Source organism: Aminobacter anthyllidis (assembly GCF_018555685.1).
GTDB classification, from domain to species: domain Bacteria; phylum Pseudomonadota; class Alphaproteobacteria; order Rhizobiales; family Rhizobiaceae; genus Aminobacter; species Aminobacter anthyllidis.
This window is the reverse complement of the sequence record NZ_JAFLWW010000002.1, coordinates 408,316-429,897: the sequence shown is the minus strand read 5'-3', so window position 1 is coordinate 429,897 and position 21,582 is coordinate 408,316. Positions and strand designations below refer to the sequence as shown.

At 62.3% G+C, this 21,582-nt stretch carries 18 protein-coding genes; 12 read left to right on the top strand and 6 right to left on the bottom strand.

Features of this window, described 5'->3' with window-relative positions; all coding sequences use genetic code 11:
- Positions 1-2: 2 nt before the first annotated feature.
- Positions 3-911, bottom strand: coding sequence for an MBL fold metallo-hydrolase (locus J1C56_RS07200; protein WP_214387416.1), 909 nt, complete (start codon positions 909-911; stop codon positions 3-5).
- A 123-nt stretch (positions 912-1,034) separates the two neighbouring features.
- Between J1C56_RS07200 and J1C56_RS07195 the strand changes: the two genes are divergently transcribed.
- Together J1C56_RS07195 and J1C56_RS07190 are read left to right on the top strand one after the other, a co-directional pair.
- Positions 1,035-1,628 carry a biotin transporter BioY gene (locus tag J1C56_RS07195; protein ID WP_214387414.1) on the top strand — a complete coding sequence of 198 codons (594 nt, stop codon included), beginning with the start codon at positions 1,035-1,037 and terminating at the stop codon, positions 1,626-1,628.
- Positions 1,629-1,712: 84 nt separating this feature from the next.
- Complete coding sequence (locus J1C56_RS07190; RefSeq protein ID WP_246591203.1) at positions 1,713-2,720, top strand: NAD-dependent epimerase; 1,008 nt, start codon at positions 1,713-1,715, stop codon at positions 2,718-2,720.
- Between the two features lie 15 nt (positions 2,721-2,735).
- Here J1C56_RS07190 and J1C56_RS07185 read toward each other — a convergent pair whose 3' ends face one another.
- A complete protein-coding gene (locus J1C56_RS07185) occupies positions 2,736-4,085 on the bottom strand; it encodes a DUF2793 domain-containing protein (RefSeq protein ID WP_338001411.1) in 1,350 nt (449 codons plus the stop codon).
- On the opposite strand from J1C56_RS07185, the gene J1C56_RS07180 reads away from it, so the two are divergent.
- The 4 genes from J1C56_RS07180 to cysQ are packed head-to-tail and all read left to right on the top strand — an operon-like array spanning position 4,071 to position 8,185.
- Positions 4,071-4,553 (top strand): hypothetical protein, encoded by a 483-nt coding sequence (locus tag J1C56_RS07180; RefSeq protein WP_214388347.1) that lies wholly within the window; start codon positions 4,071-4,073, stop codon positions 4,551-4,553. The genes J1C56_RS07185 and J1C56_RS07180 overlap by 15 nt on opposite strands.
- Positions 4,538-5,443 (top strand): sulfate adenylyltransferase subunit CysD, encoded by a 906-nt coding sequence (gene cysD, locus J1C56_RS07175; protein ID WP_214387412.1) that lies wholly within the window; start codon positions 4,538-4,540, stop codon positions 5,441-5,443. The genes J1C56_RS07180 and cysD overlap by 16 nt, the downstream gene beginning before the upstream one ends.
- Before the next feature lie 2 nt (positions 5,444-5,445).
- Positions 5,446-7,383 carry a sulfate adenylyltransferase subunit CysN gene (cysN, locus tag J1C56_RS07170; RefSeq protein ID WP_214387410.1) on the top strand — a complete coding sequence of 646 codons (1,938 nt, stop codon included), beginning with the start codon at positions 5,446-5,448 and terminating at the stop codon, positions 7,381-7,383.
- A complete protein-coding gene (gene cysQ / locus J1C56_RS07165) occupies positions 7,334-8,185 on the top strand; it encodes a 3'(2'),5'-bisphosphate nucleotidase CysQ (protein ID WP_214387408.1) in 852 nt (283 codons plus the stop codon). Before cysN ends, cysQ begins: the two co-directional genes overlap by 50 nt.
- Before the next feature lie 14 nt (positions 8,186-8,199).
- Here cysQ and J1C56_RS07160 read toward each other — a convergent pair whose 3' ends face one another.
- The 4 genes from J1C56_RS07160 to J1C56_RS07145 all read right to left on the bottom strand — a co-directional run bounded on the left by J1C56_RS07160 (position 8,200) and on the right by J1C56_RS07145 (position 12,171).
- Positions 8,200-9,342 (bottom strand): DegT/DnrJ/EryC1/StrS family aminotransferase, encoded by a 1,143-nt coding sequence (locus J1C56_RS07160; RefSeq protein WP_214387406.1) that lies wholly within the window; start codon positions 9,340-9,342, stop codon positions 8,200-8,202.
- 233 nt (positions 9,343-9,575) lie between these two features.
- A complete protein-coding gene (locus J1C56_RS07155; protein WP_214387404.1) occupies positions 9,576-10,499 on the bottom strand; it encodes a carbohydrate kinase family protein in 924 nt (307 codons plus the stop codon).
- Positions 10,496-10,942, bottom strand: coding sequence for an RbsD/FucU family protein (locus J1C56_RS07150; RefSeq protein ID WP_214387402.1), 447 nt, complete (start codon positions 10,940-10,942; stop codon positions 10,496-10,498). Before J1C56_RS07150 ends, J1C56_RS07155 begins: the two co-directional genes overlap by 4 nt.
- Before the next feature lie 2 nt (positions 10,943-10,944).
- Positions 10,945-12,171: an ROK family transcriptional regulator gene (locus J1C56_RS07145; protein WP_214387400.1), complete on the bottom strand. Its 1,227-nt coding sequence runs from the start codon at positions 12,169-12,171 to the stop codon at positions 10,945-10,947.
- 232 nt (positions 12,172-12,403) lie between these two features.
- On the opposite strand from J1C56_RS07145, the gene J1C56_RS07140 reads away from it, so the two are divergent.
- The 6 genes from J1C56_RS07140 to glgC all read left to right on the top strand — a co-directional run bounded on the left by J1C56_RS07140 (position 12,404) and on the right by glgC (position 21,581).
- Positions 12,404-13,435, top strand: a complete 1,032-nt coding sequence (locus J1C56_RS07140) for a sugar ABC transporter substrate-binding protein (RefSeq protein WP_214387398.1) — start codon at positions 12,404-12,406, stop codon at positions 13,433-13,435.
- Positions 13,436-13,538: 103 nt separating this feature from the next.
- On the top strand, positions 13,539-14,621 hold the full coding sequence (locus tag J1C56_RS07135) for an ABC transporter permease (protein ID WP_214387396.1): 1,083 nt from the start codon (positions 13,539-13,541) through the stop codon (positions 14,619-14,621).
- Positions 14,621-15,406 (top strand): ATP-binding cassette domain-containing protein, encoded by a 786-nt coding sequence (locus tag J1C56_RS07130; protein ID WP_214387394.1) that lies wholly within the window; start codon positions 14,621-14,623, stop codon positions 15,404-15,406. Before J1C56_RS07135 ends, J1C56_RS07130 begins: the two co-directional genes overlap by 1 nt.
- A 158-nt stretch (positions 15,407-15,564) precedes the next feature.
- A complete protein-coding gene (locus tag J1C56_RS07125; protein ID WP_214387392.1) occupies positions 15,565-18,033 on the top strand; it encodes a glycogen/starch/alpha-glucan phosphorylase in 2,469 nt (822 codons plus the stop codon).
- A gap of 54 nt (positions 18,034-18,087) precedes the next feature.
- Positions 18,088-20,304: a 1,4-alpha-glucan branching protein GlgB gene (glgB, locus tag J1C56_RS07120; RefSeq protein WP_214387390.1), complete on the top strand. Its 2,217-nt coding sequence runs from the start codon at positions 18,088-18,090 to the stop codon at positions 20,302-20,304.
- A 14-nt stretch (positions 20,305-20,318) separates the two neighbouring features.
- The gene (gene glgC, locus J1C56_RS07115) at positions 20,319-21,581 is read left to right on the top strand and encodes a glucose-1-phosphate adenylyltransferase (RefSeq protein ID WP_214387388.1); all 1,263 of its coding nucleotides are present in this window, start codon (positions 20,319-20,321) and stop codon (positions 21,579-21,581) included.
- Position 21,582: the final 1 nt, after the last annotated feature.

Genomic DNA, 21,582 nt, shown 5'->3' with positions numbered 1-21,582 from the left:
CTTTATTTCACCAGCGAATAGACGCTGTCGATCGCCGGGGCCTCGTTGCTGACAGCCTGACCGCGTCCGACAAGATCCTCGAGGTGAGCGAGCACTGAAAGCCCGGCGGCGCCGTAGAGGCTGGGATCGGTGTTGCGATAGATCGCGCGCACGATATCGGGAATCGAACTGTCGCCTGCAGCAAGGCGTTCAAGGATCGCGGCTTCGCGCATCTTGCGGTGCTCTTTCAGCCCGCGCACGAATGTCTGTGGCGCCGCGACCGGGCCGCCATGGCCGGGCAGATAGGTGCTGTCGTCGCGCTCGATGAGCTTGTCGAGCGATGCCATGTAATCCGACATCGCGCCATCTGGCGGCGCGACGATCGAGGTCGACCAGGCCATGACGTGGTCGGCGGAAAACAGGATGCCGCTGCCTTCAAGCGCGAAAGCGGCGTGATTCGCCGCATGACCAGGGGTCAGCACCGTGCGCATGCGCCAGTCATCGCCATCGACGATCTGACCGTCGGCGACAGTGAGGTCAGGAGCGAAGTCGGTGTCGCTGCTGGCATCGAGTGGCGCGACTTCGCCGATGCGCAGCGGCCGTGCCGAGCGGTGCGGCCCTTCGGCGACCGTTACGGCGCCGGTCAGCTCTTTCAGCCGTGCCGCCAGCGGCGAGTGGTCCCGATGGGTGTGGCTGACGAAAATATGGCTGACGGGCCGGCCGGCAATGGCGCGAACCAGCGCTTCGAGATGCGCGTCGTCGTTTGGTCCTGGGTCAAGAACCGCCAGTGTGTCCGTGCCGATGATGTAGCTGTTGGTGCCGTGGAAGGTGAAGGCGCTTGGATTGTTGGCGGTGATCCGCACAACGCCATCGGCGACGGGAACAGCTTGGCCGTAGGCGGGATCGAAGCGTGTGTCGAAATCGAGAGACATGGCCAGCCGATATCTGTGAGTTCGAGGTGCCGTTGGCAAATTCGTTTGCCGCTTAGCATGGAAGACAATATAGGGAAAACCATGTTTGGCGTGCCTTGGCGCGCATACCACAAGGGGATTTACATGGCCGCTGCCTCCAGTTCCACCGCGCTCATCTCTGCGGCATTGCCTGAAAAGGGCGCCATGCGTCTGGCGACCCAGCTTCTGCTAGCAGTTGCAGGCTCGCTGCTCCTTATCGCCTCGGCCAAGACCAAGGTCGTGCTCGGACCGGTCGACCTGTCGCTGCAGACGCTGGCCGTGCTCGGCATCGGCGCGGCCTATGGCCTGCGCCTCGGCGTGGCGACGCTGCTGCTCTACATGGCGCAGGGCGCCATGGGCTATCCGGTGTTCCAGAGCACGCCTGAAAAGGGCCTCGGCATTGCCTACATGCTCGGCTCGACCGGCGGCTATCTGCTGGGCTTCGTTGCCATGGCGGCTATTGTCGGCTGGGCCGTTGACCGCGGCTGGGGCCGCAGCATCGTCAAGATGCTTGGCGCGATGCTCGTCGCGGAATTCTTCATGATGGCGCTCGGTTTCTCTTGGCTCTCGCTGCTGATCGGCGCGGAGAAGTCGTGGCAGTTCGGCGTCGTGCCGTTCATCGTGCCGGACCTGATCAAGGTGGCGCTGGCGGCCGCGGCTGTTCCGGCCATCTGGGCGCTGCTGCCCAAGAAGGGCTGATCCGCTCGCAACCGACCTCTGGTTTTAGCAACGCCCCGGCCTTAGAAAGGCCGGGGCGTTTTGCATTTGAAGAGCATTGAATTCATGACCGTTCTCGTCACCGGCACGGCCGGCTTCATCGGTTTCCATGTCGCCCGGCGCCTGCTGGCCGATGGTTATGAGGTCGTCGGCTTCGACAGCGTGACCGACTACTATGACACGTCGTTGAAGCGGGCGCGGCTGGAGATACTCGCCGAACATGGCGATTTCCGCTTCATCCAGGCCGATCTGGCCGATGCGGGGGCGGTGAAATCCGCGTTCGAATGCCGGCCGGAGATCGTGATCAACCTCGCGGCACAGGCCGGCGTGCGTTATTCGCTCGACAATCCGCAAGCCTACATCGATGCCAACGTCACCGGCTTCCTCAATATCCTCGAGAACTGCCGCGCAACGAACCCAAAGCACCTGATCTATGCCTCGTCGAGTTCGGTCTATGGCGGCAACAAGAAGCAGCCCTATTCGCCGCGCGATGGCGTCGACCATCCCGTCAGCCTGTATGCCGCGACCAAGAAGGCCAATGAGCTGATGGCGCATACCTACAGCCATCTGTTTGGCGTGCCGGCAACGGGCCTGCGCTTCTTCACTGTCTACGGGCCATGGGGCCGGCCTGACATGGCCTATTACAAATTCACCCGCGCGATCTTCGCCGGTGAGACCATCGACGTTTACAATAAAGGCGATATGTACCGCGACTTCACCTATGTCGACGACATCGTCGAAGGCATCGTGCGCCTGATCGATCTGCCGCCCAACGCCGACCCGGACTATGACATCGCTGCCGGCGGTGCGTCGGGCAGCTGGGCGCCGCATCGAGTCATGAACATCGGCAACCGCCGCAAGGAGCATCTGATGGAGATGATCCGCATTCTCGAGCGCGCGACGGGCCGCGAGGCGGTGAAGAACTTCATGCCGCTGCAGCCGGGCGACGTGCTCAGCACCTGGGCCGATGTCAGCGACCTCGAAGCATTGATCGGCGAGCTTCCGCACACGCCGATCGAGGAGGGGCTCGTCCGCTTCGTTGACTGGTACGGCAGGTACTACCGCGTCCAGTAGAGGGCGGGCCGCCAGTCAGACGTACTGGCCTCCGGTGGCGGCAGAACCGCTGGTTCCGCCAGGCAGGTAGCTCGCTCCGCCACCATTCGTGTCGATGACTGAGTTGGTCGTGACGCTGTAGCGGGTGCCAGTTGCGGTACCCGAGAAGGTGTTGCCGTTTATCTGCAGCAGTGATCCGGAGAAGATCCCCGCGAACCAGTTTGAGAAGGCCGGTGTGCCGGTGATGGTGATCGTCCGCCCGATGTTCGAGATGACCGCGCCGAGCGTCGCGTAGATATGCGCCACCGCTCCACCTGAAATGCTGTAGTTGCCGTAAGACTTCAGGATTCCACCAAACCCGACCTGCAGGTGCACGGACGAGGTTCCGCTGAATGCACCAAACTCGATGTTCGACCATTCGACGGCCGAGTTTTCACAATAGACCCCGGCGATGAAGTTACCTGTATTGGTGAGTTTCATGCCGGCGACTCGCCAGCGTCCGGTGACGTTGATTGCGGAGAAGTTGAATCCGGTCGTCAGAGACGAAGTCACATTGGACGGGGTGATCAAATCCCCCTGGATGGTGATTGGTCCTGTCCCAACGTAACTTTTGAACAAGACGGCGTCAGCATATGTACCGGCGCCAACCTGTATTGTCGCGTGGTAGATCGAGAGGTCGAGGGCAGCGACGGTGTCGACAGCCTTTTGGATGGTCAGGAAGGCCCCGCCAGCATTGTTGACAAGGCCGGTGTTGCTGTTGGAGCCATCGGTGCGAACGTAGTACGTCCGGTTGGCAGTGAGCAGTTCGCGGACATGCCGCCTGGCCACTGCCTGGTTCTGGTCGGTCAGCGTCAGGCCTGCCGGCAGCAACACGCGCCCATCGGTGCGACTGATTTTCAGCGCCTCAGTCCAGGCAGAGCCATCTGGTGAAACCTTGACGTGCCAGTCGTCATCACCGGCGAGGCCGAATTCGGCGCGGCCCGAATAACCTGTCTGATACAGCAGCGAGGCATTGTCGCCGGCGGCCGCCTTGTTGATCTTGACCTGCTGGCCGGCACCCTGATTGTCGAACAGCACAGCCTGGCTTTTCACGGCAAGCCTGTTGGTCGCATCCGCGGTCGTGTTCACGCCGACCATGCTGGCCGGATTGATGCCGAGTGCGACCGCATCGAGCCAGCTTGTGCCATCAAAGGCGAAGATGCGCTGTTCGTCGGCGACCCAGGCGAGCCAACCCTTGACCGGTATGTGGAAGGCCCAGACGCCGTCCTGCCAGGCAGCGACCTGGCCACTCTTTCCAGTCCAGCCGCCCGTGGCCGCGGCAGCTACAATGTAGCGGTCCCCCTCAACTGGGAGTGGCGGCGGGGCTGCCAGATGCCGGTCGAGCACCGAAAGCTGCACGACGACGTCGAGCGCCAGCAGCGCCTCGTTGTGGGTGACGTGCTTTTGCGCTTGCGAAGGCATGATGAAGGGCATTTTCAGGTTGGTCGTTTGTTCCAAGGCGGGCTCCTGTCGTTGGCATCCCGCAATGATACGGCCCTTCGAAAGGGCGTGGAAAAACAGCTCTGTCTATCCACGCTTCGAGCCGACAGGAATCATTGTCTTGCGAGGTCGCGACATAACTATCTGTCCGTGGACAAATTTGGCGCCAGGAGCCGCCGCCTGACTGCGCCATGGAATTGCATTCCAGAAGATGCGGAACGCGGGCAAAAACTGACTGTGCAGACAGTGCATTTTGGTCGTGGGCTGCTTGCGACGCAGCTAATTTGTGCGACACTGCAACCAATCGGTCGTTTCGGCACAAAAACCGCGGCCAAGGAACGATTTCCGAAGGCTTTTCAATGCTTGCCAGACTGACTCACCTGGACCGTCTCGAGGCGGAGGCGATCCACATTTTCCGTGAGGTCGCTGCCACTTTCACCAAGCCTGTGATGCTCTATTCCGTGGGAAAGGATTCCTCGGTCCTGCTGCATCTGGCGATGAAGGCCTTCTATCCCGCCAAGCCACCATTCCCGTTCCTTCATGTCGACACCACGTGGAAGTTCCGTGAAATGATCGAGTTCCGCGATGCGATGGCGCGCGAACTCGGCTTCGACCTGCTGGTCCATGTCAATCCGGATGGTGTCCGCGACAATATCAATCCGTTCGATCACGGCTCGAACACGCATACCCACGTGATGAAGACTGTTGGGCTGCGTCAGGCGCTCGACAAATACGGCTTCGATGCGGCCTTTGGCGGCGCCCGCCGCGATGAGGAGAAGTCGCGCGCCAAGGAGCGCATCTTCTCCTTCCGCAACGCCCAGCATGCCTGGGATCCGAAGAACCAGCGCCCGGAAATGTGGAAGATATTCAACACCCGCGTCGCTGCAGGTGAATCGATCCGCGTCTTTCCGCTGTCCAATTGGACTGAGCTCGATATCTGGCAGTACATCCTGCAGGAAAATATCCCGATCGTGCCGCTGTATTTCGCCAAGCTTCGCCCGGTGGTCGAGCGCGACGGCATGCTGATCCTTCGCGACGACGACCGCATGAAGCTGCAACCGGGCGAGGTGGTGGAAAACAAGCTGGTGCGCTTCCGCACGCTGGGTTGCTACCCGTTGACCGGCGCGATCGAATCCGACGCCGACAGTCTCGAAGGCATCGTCAGCGAGATGCTGACGGCACGCACGTCGGAGCGGCAGGGACGCCTCATCGACCGCGACGAAGCCGGTTCGATGGAAAAGAAGAAGCGCGAAGGATATTTCTGAGAATGCGCCACGCCATGGCCACCAAGGTCGAGACTGCTGAAAGCGTCCGCGAGTATCTCGCTGGCCAGGAGCAGAAATCGCTCCTGCGCTTCCTGACCTGCGGTTCGGTAGATGACGGCAAGTCGACGCTGATCGGCCGGCTTTTGTCCGACACCAAGCAGATATTCGAGGACCAGCTCGCAGCACTGGAGCGCGACTCGCGCAAGCACGGCACAACTGGCGAGGACGTCGATTTCGCGCTTCTGGTCGACGGTCTGGAGGCCGAGCGCGAGCAGGGCATCACCATCGACGTCGCCTACCGCTTCTTTGCCACGCCGAAGCGCAAGTTCATCGTCGCCGATACGCCCGGCCATGAGCAATACACGCGTAACATGGCAACCGGCGCCTCGACTGCCGATCTTGCCATTGTTCTGGTCGACGCGCGCCAGGGCGTGCTGCGCCAGACGCGCCGGCATTCGATCATCGCCTCGCTGCTCGGCATCAGGAACATCGTCGTTGCGATCAACAAGATTGACTTGGTCGGCTTCGATGAGGGCGTTTTTGAACGCATCACGGCTGAATATGCGGCCTTTGCCGAGAGCCTCGGTTTCAAGTCGATAGTGCCGATTCCGATGTCCGCGCGCTTCGGCGACAATGTAACGCGGCGCTCGGACAAGATGGGCTGGTACTCCGGCCCCACGCTCATCGAGCATCTTGAAACGGTCGTGGTCGAAGAAGAGGCGGTCGAGCGCCCGTTCCGCTTCCCGGTGCAATATGTGAACCGTCCCAATCTGGACTTCCGTGGCTTTGCCGGCACCATCGCTTCGGGTTCGATTTCGCAGGGCGACGAGATCGTCGTCGCAAAATCGGGCAAACCTTCCACGGTCAAGCGCATCGTCGCTCATGGCGGTGACCTGCGCACGGCAGTCGCGGGCCAGGCGGTTACGCTTGTTCTCGACGACGAAGTCGAGATTTCGCGCGGCAACATACTGGTGGCGCCGAATGCCCGTCCGCATGTCGCCGACCAGTTCGCCGCCAACGTCGTCTGGTTCGACGAAGCGGCGCTGCTGCCCGGCCGCTCCTATATCCTGCGCACTGAGACGGACCAGGCGAGCGCGACGGTCACGGAGCTCCAGTACCGTGTCAACGTCAACGATTTCGCCCGCGAAGCGGCGAAGGCGCTGGAGATGAACGAAGTCGGTGTTTGCAACATCTCGACCCAGTCGCCCGTGGCTTTCGACAATTTCGCCGACAATCGCACAACCGGCGCCTTCATTCTGATCGACCGCATCACCAACGCCACTGTCGGCGCCGGCATGATCCTGAATCCGCTGCGCCGGGCCGGGAACATCCACTGGCAGTCGCTCGACGTGACCCGAAAGGCGCGCGCTGAACACAAGAACCAGCGTCCCTCGGTGCTGTGGTTTACCGGCCTGTCCGGTTCGGGCAAGTCGACGGTTGCCAATCTGCTCGAGAAGAAGCTGCACGCTGCCGGCCGCCACACCTATGTCCTCGATGGTGACAACGTCCGCCACGGCCTCAACCGCGATCTCGGCTTTACCGACGAAGACCGCGTCGAGAACATCCGCCGCGTTGCTGAAGTAGCCAAGCTGATGGCCGATGCCGGCCTGATCGTCATCGTTTCCTTCATCTCGCCTTTCCGTGCGGAGCGTCGTATGGCGCGCGAACTGATGGGGCAGGGCGAATTCGTCGAGGTGTTTGTCGACACGCCGTTCGAAGAGTGCGCTAGGCGAGATACCAAGGGGCTTTATGCTCGTGCGCTGGCTGGCGCGATCAAGAATTTCACTGGCGTCGATTCACCCTATGAAACGCCCGAGAATCCTGAGATTCATCTCCAGACCCTCGGCAAGACCCCTGAAGAGATGGTCGAGACGGTCGAGCACTGGCTGAATGAGCGAGACATTGCAGAGCATCAAAACGACGACGGTGGCGGCATCTGACGAAGCCATACTCGCGCTGTTCGAGCGCCTGGCGGTCGAAGCCGGGCAGGCGATCATGGAAGTCTACAATTCCGAGATCACGGTGACGGACAAGGCAGACGCCTCGCCCGTCACGCAAGCCGACAGGGCTGCCGAGAAGATCATCCTCGAAGGATTGCGGGCAGCCTTTCCAGCAGTGCCTTGCGTTGCCGAGGAAGAGACATCGGAGGGTGTCGTTGCTCCTGACCTCGGTCGGGCGTTCTTCGTGATCGACCCGCTCGATGGTACTAAGGAATTCGTCAAGCGGCGCACCGACTTCACCGTCAATATCGCGCTGGTCCGTGACGGAGCCCCTGAAATTGGCGTCGTCTACGCGCCGTGCACTGGCCGCTTCTTTGCAGGCAGGCCGGGAAAGGCGGAAGCGTATGAGATCACCGAAGGCAAGGCTTCCGTGCGCCGCCAGATCCATGTGCGCGAAGGGCGCGAGCCGCTGACTATCGTCGCCAGCCGCTCGCACCTGACGCCGGAGACGGAAGCCTTCATCAAGCGGGTTCATGCCGCCGAGATCGTCTCGGTCGGATCGTCGCTGAAGTTCTGCTTGCTGGCCGCGGGCGAGGCCGACATCTATCCGCGCTTCGGCAGGACGATGGAGTGGGATACGGCTGCGGGCGATGCAGTGTTGCGCGCCGCGGGTGGCAGCACGCATACGCTTGACGGTGCGTCGCTGGTCTATGGCAAGCGCAACCAAGCCAGCGATGCGGATTTCGCCAATCCGCATTTCGTGTCGAGCGGCCGGATCATCGACCCGGCCTTCATGTTCTGACCTGAGAGCCGCGCTTACTCGGCCGCTATCTTGGCTGAGTTGGAGCCGACATAGTTGCGGATCGTCGAAATGATCCGGTCCTGGTCGGCTTCACTAAGATAGGGATGCATCGGCAGGCACAGGATGGTGCCCGGCACCGCATCCGACACCGGCAGGCCGCCCGTCACGCGCGGATAGTCGCGATAAGCGACCTGCACATGCAGCGGCTTCACGTAGTAGATGACCGACGGAATGCCCTCTGCCTGCAGATGTGCCTTCAGCCCGTCGCGGTCGACGGTCTCGATGGCATATTGCGCCCAGGCCGAACGGCCGCCGGAGGGAGCGCGAGAGGCTTTGACCACATCGCCGAGGCCATCGGCATAACGCTTGGCCACCGCCGCGCGCGCCTCCATCTCGTCTTCCAGGATGGCGAGCTTCTCGATCAGGATCGCCGCCTGCAGCGTGTCGAGGCGCGAATTCAGGCCGACATGGATGTTGTCGTACTGGGTCTCGCCCTTGCCGTGGAAGGCAAAGGAGCGCAGCTTCGCGGCGAACTCGTCGTCGTTGGTGAACATCGCACCGCCGTCGCCATAGCAGCCGAGCGGTTTGGCCGGGTAGAAGCTGGTGGCGGCGACATGGCCGTAGGCGCCGCACATCTTGCCATCCTGCGAGCCGCCGATCGACTGGGCGGCGTCCTCGATGACGAGCAGGTTCTCGCGCTTGGCGATGGCGTCGATGGCCGCGTAGTCTGCCGCGATGCCGAACAGGTCGACCGGGATGATCGCCTTCGGCTTCAGACGGCCTTCGGCCTTGATCATGGCGATCGCGGCTTCGAGGCTCTCGATGGAGATGTTGTAGGTGTCCGGCTCGATATCGACGAACACCGGCTCGGCCTTGGCAAGCGCCACCACCTCGGCGGTCGCAGCGAAAGTGAAGCTCGGCACGAACACGGCATCGCCCGGGCCGATGCCCGAGGCCAGCAGCGGCAGCAGAAGCGCGTCGGTGCCGTTGGCGCAGGCGATGACATGCTTGACGCCGACATACTTGGCGAGCTGGTTCTCGAATTCGGTGACTTCCGGACCGAGGATGTAGCGTCCCTCGTCGACAACCTTGTCGATAGCCGCCTTCAGACGGTCGCGGATTCGTTCGCGCTGCGCGCCGAGATCGATGAACTGCATTCTGGCCCCAAAACCCAATCGTTTCTTCGCGCCGCTGATAGCAGAGTTGCCGAGGGCGAAAAAGCCGAGCACCCTGCGGCATGCAAGGCGCGCCTGCGGTTCTTGTTACTTTCGGTTGCAGTGTTTTTGCGCCGAAAACGGCGGAAAACAGGGTTTTCTCGGCCGGCGCGGCTAAGCCGGCTTGGCGATGCGAAACATAAAGTGATCGATGAAACCGCCGGAAAACGTCCGTTTCAAGCCAGTTCGCGCCGCCAGGGCGGGTTTGCGCCGGCTCGCGACACGGTCACGGCCGCAGCGCGTGCACCGAGCGAAAGCGCGGTTTCGATGGCTGATTCCGAGAGCTGGGAGATCGCACCCTTGGTCAGGGCATTCTGTTCGTGCAGCGAGGCAAGGACACCGGCGTTGAAAGTATCGCCGGCGCCGACTGTGTCGACCACGGCCACCCGTTCTGGCGCTACCGACACGGAGTGCTTGGTGCTGTAGGCGGTGGCGCCCTTGCTGCCCTTGGTGACGATGACCAGCTTCGGGCCCTTCCGCAGCCAGGTGGCTGCAATCTCTTCATGGCTGCCGGTCTCGCCGAACCAGGCGAGGTCCTCGTCCGAAAGCTTGACGATGTCGGCCATGGCAAGCATTCGGCGCATCCGTTCGAGATGCGCCTGCTTGTCCTGGATGAAGCCCGGACGGATGTTGGGATCGAGCATCGTTACCCGGTTCTCGTGCTCACGCCGCATCAGTGCTTCGTAAGCCGAGCCGCACGGCTCCGGGATCAGGCTGATAGCACCGAAAAGCATCGCGTCGATGTCGTCGCCGAGCACCGGAAGATCGGCCTCGACCAGCATGCGTCCGGCGGTGTTCTCGTCGTAAAATGTGTATGTCGCATGGCCATCGTCGAGGCGCACGAACGCGAGCGTTGTGGGCCGCGCGGAGACATCGGCGTAACGCGAGCCGACATTGCTCGCGGCCAGAACCTCACGGATCTGCTGCCCGAAAAGGTCGGACGACAGCCCGGAGAAAAACTCGACCGGCACGCCGAGGCGGCCCAATGCGATGGCAGAGTTGAAGATCGCCCCGCCGGCGTAGGGTGCGAAGGCCGGCTCGCCGGCCTGGCTTTGCCGTGGCAGCATGTCGATGAGCGCTTCGCCGCAGCACAGGATCATGGCTTGCCGGTTCCCTTTGGATAGATGACGCCCTTGCGGACGATGACGTTGGCGTAAAGCCTTGGCTCGCTGGTGGCAATGATGGTGTGGGCCGCCTTGACGCGGCTGTAGAAGTCGTCGCCGGCGAGCGGAACGACCGCGAAGCCGGGCGCGCGATGCACGCAGACCGCTTCAATCTCCCCATGCACCGGATCGGTCAAGGCGGGGTCGCCCTTGACCGAGGATCGGAAAATCGCCTGCGGCACAAAATCGTCGACCGGCAGCACCTGAAGCACGGCGTCGAGAACAGGTATGAGGTCGAGACCGTCAGCACGGACGACACGGCGGCCATGTTCAAGGGCAGGGTAGTTGCCGTCGACGATTGCCAGTTCGTCGCCATGGCCCATCGCGCGCAGCGTGAACAGGAGCTCCGGTCCGAGCAGGGGAGGGATGCCGATGAGCATGTTCACGCCCCTCGCGACGGTGCGATCGAGCCGATAAGGAAACGTTCGGACAGTGGCAGGCTGGCGCCTCCGAGGGCACGGGCATGAATTCCCACTGTTCCTTCGCGCACGGAAGGGATGCGCAGGCCTTCAATGTCGATCGTGCCGATCGATGTCTGTACCGTGCGGACAATTCGCGCGCGGATCGCCGGCGGCATCCAGCCGTCGATGACAGCGCATTCGAAATCGATGACGGATGCGGATGCTACGATGGCGTAGGCCAGGGCGTCGGATGCACTTGCGATCCAGGCGTCGAGATCCGAGCCGAGGTCGCCCCATTCTTCCGGCGAGGTCCAGAGATAGCCAGCTTCGATGCCTTTGGCGTTCAGCGATTTTTCGAGCACCGCAATCGATGCGACATCGATCAGCTGGGTTGGCCTTCCGCCAGGGCCGGGCACCGGCATCGAGCCGAGCGCGCCGGCATTTCCGGTAGGGCCGCTGTAAAGCCTGCCGTTCAGCACGACGCCGCCGCCGGCAAAGGCGCCGATGTAGAAATAGACGAAGTCGCGCAAGCCGCCGATGTCGCCGAACACCAGCTCGGCACCGCAGGCCGAAGTGGCGTCGTTCTGCACGTAGACAGGGAAGGGAAACAGCGCTTGTAAGTCGCTGCGGATGTCGTGGTTGCGCCACTCCTCCATCACCTCGAGCGGCGCGCCTGCGGTATCGACCCAGTTCCACAGTTCGAATGGCATGGCGACGCCGAGCCCGGCGATGCGCTTGTCCTGCTCTCGCGTCAGGCTGGCGCGCATCTGGGCAATGCCTGATTTGACGAACTCGATGGTGTCGCGCGGGGTGGGGTAGCCATATGAATTCTGCAGCATTGCGCGGGTCTTGCCGAGAAAGTCGATGAGCACCAGTTCGGCACTGCGCCGGCCGATCTTGAGGCCGATGAAGAACGCGCCCTCGGGATTGAGCGCCATCGGGATGGAAGGCTGACCGATCTTGCCGCGTATGGGCTCTTGTCGCAGCAGCAGGCCTTCGACCTCCAGCTCCCGCATGATGACGGAGACGGTCTGCGCTGAAAGGCCGGTCATGCGTGCGATGTCGGATTTCGCCAGCGCACCGCTCTGCCGCACCAGCGACAGCACCAGCCGTTCGTTGTGATCGCGCATGCCGCTCTGGTTGGTGCCGCGCAGTTGCGGGCTTTCCCCAATCTCTGGCGTGCCGTGCCTCGAACTCCCGGCCTCCACCGGCTTCCTCCCGTCGTCTCAGCGGTTTTCTCTGAATCCGCAATTTTCTTTTGGGACAGAATGCGGGTCGACCGCAATTCTGTCAATAATAAATAAGAGTGATTTAATTATTGACTCGCGTTGCCGATTGGTGTTTCGTCAGGGCCGGATACTCGACTGGGAAGAGTGCACGAGCATCCGGAGCGGCACCGCTGGTGCGGGTCGCATGGTTTGGTTTTGGGAGGAGTACCCGATGAAATTTTCAGTTCTGAAGACGACTGTCTTTGGTGCGGCTGTTGCCGCGCTTGCAAGCATTGCTGCACCTGCATCTGCCGCTGATGTCGGCGCGTGCCTGATCACGAAGACCGACACCAATCCCTTCTTCGTCAAGATGAAGGAAGGTGCGACCGCCAAGGCGACCGAACTCGGCGTCACTCTGAAGAGCTACGCCGGCAAGATCGACGGCGACAGCGAAAGCCAGGTCGCGGCGATCGAGACCTGCATCGCCGACGGCGCCAAGGGCATCCTGATCACCGCTTCCGACACCAAGGGCATCGTGCCTGCGATCAAGAAGGCGCGCGACGCGGGTATCCTTGTCATTGCGCTCGACACCCCGCTCGAGCCCGCCGATGCGGCTGATGCCACCTTCGCCACCGACAACCTGCTTGCCGGCAAGCTGATCGGCCAGTGGGCCGCAGCCACCCTTGGCGACAAGGCCAAGGACGCCAAGGTTGCCTTCCTCGACCTGACCCCGTCGCAGCCGACGGTCGACGTGCTGCGCGACCAGGGCTTCATGATGGGCTTCGGCATCGACGTGAAGGACGCCAACAAGATCGGCGACGAGGACGATGCGCGCATCGTCGGCCATGACGTCACCAACGGCAATGAAGAGGGTGGCCGCAAGGCGATGGAAAACCTTCTCCAGAAGGATCCCGGCATCACCGTCGTGCATACCATCAACGAGCCTGCCGCTGCCGGTGCCTATGAGGCGCTCAAGGCCGTCGGCATGGAGAAGAACGTGCTGATCGTCTCCGTCGACGGCGGCTGCCCGGGCGTCAAGAACGTCCAGGACGGTGTCATCGGAGCGACCTCGCAGCAATATCCGCTGATGATGGCGGCGCTCGGCATCGAGGCGATCAAGAAGTTCGCCGACTCCGGCGAGAAGCCCAAGCCGACCGAAGGAAAGGACTTCTTCGACACCGGCGTTTCGCTGGTGACCGACAAGCCGGCCGCCGGCGTTGAATCGATCGACGTCAAGACCGGCCTTGAGAAGTGCTGGGGTTGATCTGACCGCCTGACGGCGTGACACTCTCTTGCAGACGAAGGGCGGCCCCTTGGTCGCCCTTCCTACAAGGGGGATGTGAAATCCCTGATGGGAGGAAACCGACATGACTGACGCTTCGGCAGATGCCAGGCGGCCGCAGGAGTTCGAGAAGGTTCTCTCGGCCAGCGACACGTCCGTGGCAAGCTTCGACACGCATACGCGGTCGCCGATCGAAAAGATCCAGCATTTCCTGCATTCCAATCCGGCAGCGGTGCCGCTGATCGTGCTGGTTGCCTCGATCGCGCTTTTCGGCGTGATCATCGGCGGCAAGTTCTTCTCCGCCTTCTCGATGACGCTGATCCTGCAGCAGGTGGCGATCACCGGCATCATCGGCGCCGCGCAGACGCTGGTCATCCTGACCGCCGGCATCGACCTGTCCGTCGGCGCAATCATGGTGCTGTCGTCGGTAGTGATGGGGCAGTTCACCTTCCGCTACGGCCTGCCGCCGTCGCTGGCGATCCTGTGCGGGTTCGCCGTCGGCGCTCTCTGCGGTTGGCTGAATGGTGTGCTCGTCTCCTACATGAAGCTGCCGCCGTTCATCGTCACGCTCGGCACCTGGCAGATCGTGCTGGCGACGAACTTCCTCTATTCGGCAAACGAGACGATCCGTTCCCAGGACATCGAGGCGCAGGCACCGATCCTCAAGTTCTTCGGCGAGAACTTCCGGCTCGGCAATGCCGTGTTTACCTATGGCGTCGTCGCCATGGTGCTGCTGGTGGCGGTCCTCTGGTACATCTTGAACCACACCGCCTGGGGCCGGCACGTCTATGCCATCGGCGATGATCCCGAGGCTGCCCAGCTTTCCGGCGTGCGCGTCAACAGGGTTCTTATCTCTGTCTACGTGATCTCCGGGCTGATCTGCGCCCTCGGTGGCTGGATGCTCATTGGCCGCATCGGCTCGGTTTCGCCGACTGCGGGCCAGTTCGCCAACATCGAATCCATCACCGCGGTGGTGATCGGCGGCATCTCGCTGTTCGGCGGGCGTGGCTCGATCCTCGGCATGCTGTTCGGCGCGCTGATCGTCGGCGTCTTCCAACTCGGCCTTCGGCTCATCGGCACCGACCCGCAGTGGACCTATCTGCTGATCGGCACCCTCATCATCATCGCGGTCGCAATCGACCAGTGGATCAGAAAGGTTGCAGGCTGATGGCTATCGAACCTCTTCTCACCGCACGCGGGCTGGTCAAGCGCTATGGCCGCGTCACCGCCCTGGATCAGGCCGATTTCGATCTCTACCCCGGCGAAATCCTTGCCGTGATCGGCGACAACGGCGCCGGCAAATCGTCGCTCATCAAGGCGATCTCGGGAGCCATCACTCCCGACGAAGGCGAGATCCGTCTCGAAGGCAAGGTGGTCAACTTCAAGGCGCCGATGGAGGCCCGCGATGCTGGCATTGAAACGGTCTACCAAAACCTCGCGCTGTCGCCAGCGCTGTCGATCGCCGACAACATGTTCCTCGGCCGGGAGATCCGGAAGCCCGGCATCATGGGCAACTGGTTCCGCATGCTCGACCGGGGCGCTATGGAAAAGCGGGCCCGCGAAAAGCTGACCGAACTCGGCCTGATGACCATCCAGAACATCAGCCAGGCCGTCGAAACACTTTCCGGCGGCCAGCGCCAGGGCGTGGCGGTGGCGCGTGCCGCGGCCTTCGGCTCCAAGGTCGTGATCATGGACGAGCCGACGGCGGCACTTGGCGTCAAGGAATCGCGGCGCGTGCTCGAACTGATCCTCGACGTGAAGCGCCGTGGCCTGCCGATCGTGCTCATTTCGCACAACATGCCGCATGTCTTCGAGGTCGCCGACCGCATCCATATCCATCGTCTCGGCCGCAGGCTGACGGTCATCGATCCGAAGGAATACACGATGTCGGATGCGGTGGCGTTCATGACCGGAGCCAAGGTGCCACCAGAGGCGGCGCTTGCCGCTGCCTGACCGGCCGGCCACAACCTCAGGTCTCCGCGTCGCGAGATATTGACGCGGAGATTTAAATCGATTGAGATCGCATTCGGAATGGCTAACATGAGTGTGGGAGGACAGGTGTCGGCTAGGGAGGCAAGTCAACAGTGGCCGAACAACATGCGAGAGGCGACATGACCCGCGCAGTGACCCCGAAAGTCCCCCAACCGCACCTTGGCGACACGAGCCCCGAGGCATTGGCTGCCGAAATCCTGAGCGCGCTGAAGTACCGGCTCGGCAAGGACGCGACAGTTGCCACTGACTACGACTGGCTGACTGCGTCGATCAAGGTCGTGCGCGACCGCATCGTCGACGAGTGGATTTCCTCGACCAAGGAGGCCTACGACCAGAGCGCCAAGCGGGTTTATTACCTCTCGCTGGAGTTCTTGATCGGCCGCCTGATGCGCGACGCCTTCTCCAACCTCGGCCTGATGGACGCAATGCGCGAGGCACTTGCCTCGCTCGGCGTCGAGTTCGATGTCATCGCCAAGCTCGAGCCCGATGCTGCGCTCGGCAATGGCGGCCTTGGTCGGCTCGCTGCCTGCTTCATGGAAAGCATGGCGACCGTCGACATTCCGGCCCATGGTTATGGCATTCGTTACGCCAACGGCATGTTCCGCCAGGAAATCCATGACGGCTGGCAGGTCGAACTGCCCGAGACATGGCTCGAACATGGCAACCCTTGGGAGTTCGAGCGCCGCGAGCGGGCTTTCGAGGTCGGCTTCGGCGGTTCGGTCGAATCCATAACGGCGCCGGATGGCCGGCTCGAACGGCATGTCTGGAAACCCACCGATCGCGTCCTGGCGGTCGCTTACGACACCCCGGTGGTTGGCTGGCGCGGTGCGCGTGTCAACACGCTGCGCCTGTGGTCGGGCATGCCGCTCGACCCGATCCTGCTCGACAAGTTCAACGCCGGCGACCACATCGGTGCGCTTGCCGAGAGCAACAAGGCCGACGCGCTGTCACGCGTGCTTTATCCCGCGGACTCGCACAAGGCCGGCCAGGAACTGCGGCTGCGTCAGGAATACTTCTTCTCGACCGCTTCGCTGCAGGACATTCTGCAGCGGCACATCAGCAAGTATGGTGACCTGCTGTCCTTGCCCGACAAGGCGGCGATCCATCTCAACGACACCCATCCCGCCGTCGCCGTACCTGAATTGATGCGCCTGCTGATGGACGTCCATGGCATGGACTTCGACACGTCCTGGGACATCACCAAGCGGACCTTTGCCTACACCAACCACACGCTTTTGCCCGAAGCGCTCGAAAGCTGGCCGGTGCCGCTGTTCGAGCGTCTGTTACCGCGCCACATGCAGATCGTCTACGCAATCAACGCCGAGGTTCTGCTTGAAGCGCGTGCGACGGGGCGCTTCAGCGGCGAGCAGATCAGCCGCATCTCGCTGATCCAGGAAAACGGCGAGCGCCGTGTCCGCATGGGCAATCTTGCCTTCGCCGGTTCGCATAGCGTCAACGGCGTGTCGGCGCTGCATACCGAGCTGATGAAGGAAACGGTGTTCGCCGACCTGCACAGCCTCTATCCCGAACGCATCAACAACAAGACCAACGGCATCACGCCGCGGCGCTGGCTGATCCAGTGCAATCCTGGCTTGACCGGCCTGGCGCGCGAAGCGATCGGCGACCGGTTCCTCGACGACATCGAGGCGATCCGCGAGCTCGACGGCTTTGCAGGCGATGCCGCGTTTCGCGACAAGTTTGCTGCCGTCAAGCGCGCCAACAAGGTGCGGCTGTCGAACCTCGTGGCGGAGCGGCTGGGCATCAAGGTCGATCCGTCGGCGCTGTTCGATATCCAGATCAAGCGCATCCACGAATACAAGCGTCAGCTTCTGAACATCATCGAGGCCGTTGCGCTGTACGACCAGATCCGCTCGCATCCGGAACGCGAATGGATGCCACGGGTGAAGTTCTTCGGCGGTAAGGCGGCACCGAGCTACCACAACGCCAAGCTGATCATCAAACTGGCCAACGACGTTGCCCGGGTGATCAACAGCGACCCCTCCGTGCGCGGGCTGCTGAAGGTCGTGTTCGTTCCCAACTATAATGTCAGCGCCGCCGAAATCCTGATGCCGGCAGCCGACCTGTCGGAGCAAATCTCGACGGCGGGCATGGAAGCTTCGGGCACCGGCAACATGAAGTTCGCGCTTAACGGTGCGCTCACCATCGGCACGCTCGACGGCGCAAATGTCGAGCTCAAGGAACATGTCGGCGACGACAACATCTTCATCTTCGGCCTGACCACCAAGGAGGTCGCCGAGCGCCGCAACAGTGGCTACCAGCCGGCGGCGGTGATCGACGGTTCGCCCGAACTCAAGCAGGCGGTCGCTGCGATTTCATCCGGCGTCTTTTCGCCCTGCGATCCGGCGCGTTATCGCGAGCTGATGGACGGGCTCTACCAGCACGACTGGTTCATGGTCGCAGCCGATTTCGATTCTTATGCCGCTGCCCAGCGCCAGGTCGACAATGTCTGGCGCGACAGCCCGGACTGGTACGCGCGTGCCATTCGCAATGTCGCGCGCGTCGGCTGGTTCTCTTCCGACCGCACCATTCGACAATACGCCAAAGAAATCTGGAACGTGCCGGCCTGATGTGATTGCATGAACTGACCTCGCCGAAGAAACCCTGGGAGGGGACACCGAAACATGCTGAAGCCCGGCGCGGCCGTCGAAACGAAACCGGAGCTCGACAGAGCCACGGATGGCGATATCGAGGCGATCGTGAACGGCACCCATGGCGATCCGTTCGCGGTGCTGGGGCTCCAGCAGTCTGGCAGGGGTTTTCTTGCGCGTTGCTTCGTGCCGCATGCCGAAACGGTGACTGCTCACACGCTCGAGGGCAAGGTCTGCGGCGAGCTTGTGCGCCGCAACGATACCAGTTTCTTCGAAGGCAAGCTCACCATCCGCAAGCGCCAGCCGCTGCGCTACCATGCCCGCAATTCAGGCGGCGACTGGTGGCTCACCGACCCTTACAGCTTCGGCCCGGTGCTTGGGCCGATGGATGACTATTTCATCTCGGAGGGCTCGCATCTCCGGCTGTTCGACAAGATGGGCGCGCATCTGATTTCGCACGAAGGCGTCGATGGCGTTCACTTCGCGGTCTGGGCTCCCAACGCGCATCGCGTCTCGGTGGTTGGCGATTTCAACGACTGGGACGGCCGCCGCCATCCGATGCGGTTACGCCAGGATACCGGCATCTGGGAAATCTTTATCCCCGACATCGGACCGGGCCGCCCCTACAAGTTTGAACTGATCGGTGCCCGGGGCGTGCGGCTGCCGCTCAAGGCGGACCCCTATGCCATCCGCTCGGAGTTCAGGCCGGCGACCGCGTCGGTGACGGACATGCCGCCTGCGCATGAATGGGGCGATGACAAGCATCGCGCTCACTGGCGAGCGGCCGACCATCGGCGTGAGCCGATCAGCATCTATGAGGTGCATGCCGGCTCGTGGCAGCGCCGCGACGACGGCACGTTCCTGTCGTGGGACGAAATGGCCGATCGGCTGATCCCTTATGCTGTCGAGACAGGCTTTACCCATATCGAGTTCATGCCGATCTCCGAGCACCCCTATGACCCGTCCTGGGGTTACCAGACGACGGGGCTCTATGCGCCGTCCGCCCGGTTCGGCGAACCCGAGGGCTTTGCCCGTTTCGTCGACGGCGCCCATCGCGCCGGTATCAGCGTGATCCTCGACTGGGTGCCGGCGCATTTTCCTGTCGACGAGCATGGGCTGGCGCATTTCGACGGAACGGCGCTCTACGAGCATGCCGACCCGCGCCAGGGCTTCCATCCCGACTGGAATACCGCGATCTACAATTTTGGTAGGCGCGAGGTGGTATCGTTCCTCGTCAACAACGCGCTGTTCTGGGCAGAGAAGTACCATGTCGACGGGTTACGCGTGGATGCCGTGGCGTCGATGCTCTACCTCGACTACTCGCGCAAGGAAGGCGAGTGGATCCCCAACGAGTTCGGTGGCCGCGAAAACCTGGAATCGGTTCGCTTCCTGCAGAAGATGAATGCCGCCGTCTATGGCGCCCATCCCGGCGTCATGACGATCGCGGAAGAGTCGACTTCATGGCCCAAAGTGTCGCAGCCGGTGCATGAGGGCGGGCTTGGTTTCGGCTTCAAATGGAACATGGGCTTCATGCACGACACGCTGGAGTACTTGTCCAAGGAGCCGGTGCACCGCAAGCATCACCACAACGAAATCACCTTCGGGCTGCTTTACGCCTTCAGCGAGAATTTCGTCCTGCCGCTGTCCCATGACGAGGTCGTGCATGGCAAAGGCACGCTGCTGACCAAGATGGCGGGCGACGACTGGCAGAAGTTCGCGACGCTGCGCGCCTACTACGCCTTCATGTGGGGCTATCCCGGCAAGAAGCTCCTGTTCATGGGCCAGGAATTTGCCCAGCGCGCGGAATGGAGCGAGGCAAGAGCGCTCGACTGGAACCTGCTCGACTTCGCCCCGCATCGCGGTGTCTGGCAGCTGGTGCGCGATCTCAACTATCTCTATCGCTCTCGCCCGGCGCTGCACGCCCGCGACTGCGAACCGGAAGGCTTTGAGTGGCTGATCGCCGATGATGCTGCGAATTCGGTCTTTGCCTGGCTACGCAAGGCGCCTGGCGGCGCGCCGATCGCCGTCATCTCCAGCTTCACGCCGGTGCCGCGCGACAATTATCGCGTGCCGCTGCCAAAGGCCGGCACATGGCGGGAAATCTTCAACTCCGACGCGCTCGAATATGGCGGGTCGGGCAAGGGTAACAGCGGCGTGGTCACCGCACGGCCGACGGATGGAGGAGGAGCAGCAGCGACGCTGCTTCTGCCGCCGCTGGCGACGATCATGCTGGAATTTGTGGCGGACTGAGCAGGGAGGGTGCCATGGAAATCAAGAGAAACCAGCCGCTGGCGCGCGATGCAATGGCCTATGTGCTGGCGGGCGGGCGCGGCAGCCGGCTCAAGGAACTGACCGACCGGCGCGCCAAGCCGGCGGTCTATTTCGGCGGCAAGACGCGCATCATCGATTTTGCGCTATCCAACGCGCTGAACTCGGGCATCCGCCGCCTCGGCGTCGCCACCCAGTACAAGGCGCACTCGCTGATCCGCCATCTGCAGCGCGGCTGGAACTTCCTCAGGCCGGAGCGAAACGAGAGTTTCGACATCCTGCCGGCGAGCCAGCGCGTCTCGGAGACGCAGTGGTATGAAGGCACCGCCGACGCTGTCTACCAGAACATCGACATCATCGAGGCCTACGGCCCCGAATACATGGTCATCCTGGCTGGCGACCACATCTACAAGATGGACTACGAGCTGATGCTGCGCCAGCACGTCGACGCCGGTGCCGACGTCACCGTCGGCTGCCTCGAGGTGCCGCGCATGGAAGCGGTCGGTTTCGGCGTGATGCATGTCGACAAGAAGGACAACATCATTTCCTTCATCGAAAAGCCGGCAGATCCGCCAGGCATTCCCGACAAGCCCGATTTTGCGCTCGCCTCGATGGGTATCTATGTCTTCAAGACCAAGTTCTTGATGGAACAGCTGCGCCGTGACGCCGCCGAGCCGGATTCGAGCCGCGACTTCGGCAAGGACATCATTCCCTACATCGTCCAGCACGGCAAAGCCGTTGCCCACCGCTTCGCCAAATCCTGCGTTCGCGCCAGCACGGAAGGCGAAGCCTACTGGCGCGACGTTGGTACCGTCGACGCCTATTGGGAAGCTAACATCGACCTGACCGATATCACGCCCGAACTCGACCTCTATGACCGCGACTGGCCGATCTGGACCTATTCCGAGCTGACGCCGCCGGCGAAATTTGTCCACGACGAGGACGGCCGTCGCGGTTCGGCTGTTTCCTCCCTCGTTTCAGGCGACTGCATCGTCTCGGGTGCCTCGCTCAAGCGCAGCCTGATCTTCACCGGCGCACGCATCAATTCCTACTCGACGCTCGAGGATGTGGTGATGCTGCCGGCATGCCACGTCGGTCGCAACGCGCAGCTCAAGAGAGTTGTCATCGACCATGGTGTGCAGATACCCGAGGGACTGGTCGTCGGTGAGGATCCGGTGCTGGACGCCAAGCGTTTCCGCGTCTCGGAGAAAGGCATCTGCCTGATCACCCAGGACATGATCAACAGGCTGGAGTTGTAAC

Coding starts and splice junctions, on each gene's coding strand:
- J1C56_RS07200 (WP_214387416.1), bottom strand. CDS start 911: ATGTCTCTCGATTTCGACACACGCTTCGATCCCGCCTACGGCCAAGCT.
- J1C56_RS07195 (WP_214387414.1), top strand. CDS start 1,035: ATGGCCGCTGCCTCCAGTTCCACCGCGCTCATCTCTGCGGCATTGCCT.
- J1C56_RS07190 (WP_246591203.1), top strand. CDS start 1,713: ATGACCGTTCTCGTCACCGGCACGGCCGGCTTCATCGGTTTCCATGTC.
- J1C56_RS07180 (WP_214388347.1), top strand. CDS start 4,071: ATGCCGGTCGAGCACCGAAAGCTGCACGACGACGTCGAGCGCCAGCAG.
- cysD (WP_214387412.1), top strand. CDS start 4,538: ATGCTTGCCAGACTGACTCACCTGGACCGTCTCGAGGCGGAGGCGATC.
- cysN (WP_214387410.1), top strand. CDS start 5,446: ATGCGCCACGCCATGGCCACCAAGGTCGAGACTGCTGAAAGCGTCCGC.
- cysQ (WP_214387408.1), top strand. CDS start 7,334: ATGAGCGAGACATTGCAGAGCATCAAAACGACGACGGTGGCGGCATCT.
- J1C56_RS07160 (WP_214387406.1), bottom strand. CDS start 9,342: ATGCAGTTCATCGATCTCGGCGCGCAGCGCGAACGAATCCGCGACCGT.
- J1C56_RS07155 (WP_214387404.1), bottom strand. CDS start 10,499: ATGATCCTGTGCTGCGGCGAAGCGCTCATCGACATGCTGCCACGGCAA.
- J1C56_RS07150 (WP_214387402.1), bottom strand. CDS start 10,942: ATGCTCATCGGCATCCCTCCCCTGCTCGGACCGGAGCTCCTGTTCACG.
- J1C56_RS07140 (WP_214387398.1), top strand. CDS start 12,404: ATGAAATTTTCAGTTCTGAAGACGACTGTCTTTGGTGCGGCTGTTGCC.
- J1C56_RS07135 (WP_214387396.1), top strand. CDS start 13,539: ATGACTGACGCTTCGGCAGATGCCAGGCGGCCGCAGGAGTTCGAGAAG.
- J1C56_RS07130 (WP_214387394.1), top strand. CDS start 14,621: ATGGCTATCGAACCTCTTCTCACCGCACGCGGGCTGGTCAAGCGCTAT.
- J1C56_RS07125 (WP_214387392.1), top strand. CDS start 15,565: ATGACCCGCGCAGTGACCCCGAAAGTCCCCCAACCGCACCTTGGCGAC.
- glgB (WP_214387390.1), top strand. CDS start 18,088: ATGCTGAAGCCCGGCGCGGCCGTCGAAACGAAACCGGAGCTCGACAGA.
- glgC (WP_214387388.1), top strand. CDS start 20,319: ATGGAAATCAAGAGAAACCAGCCGCTGGCGCGCGATGCAATGGCCTAT.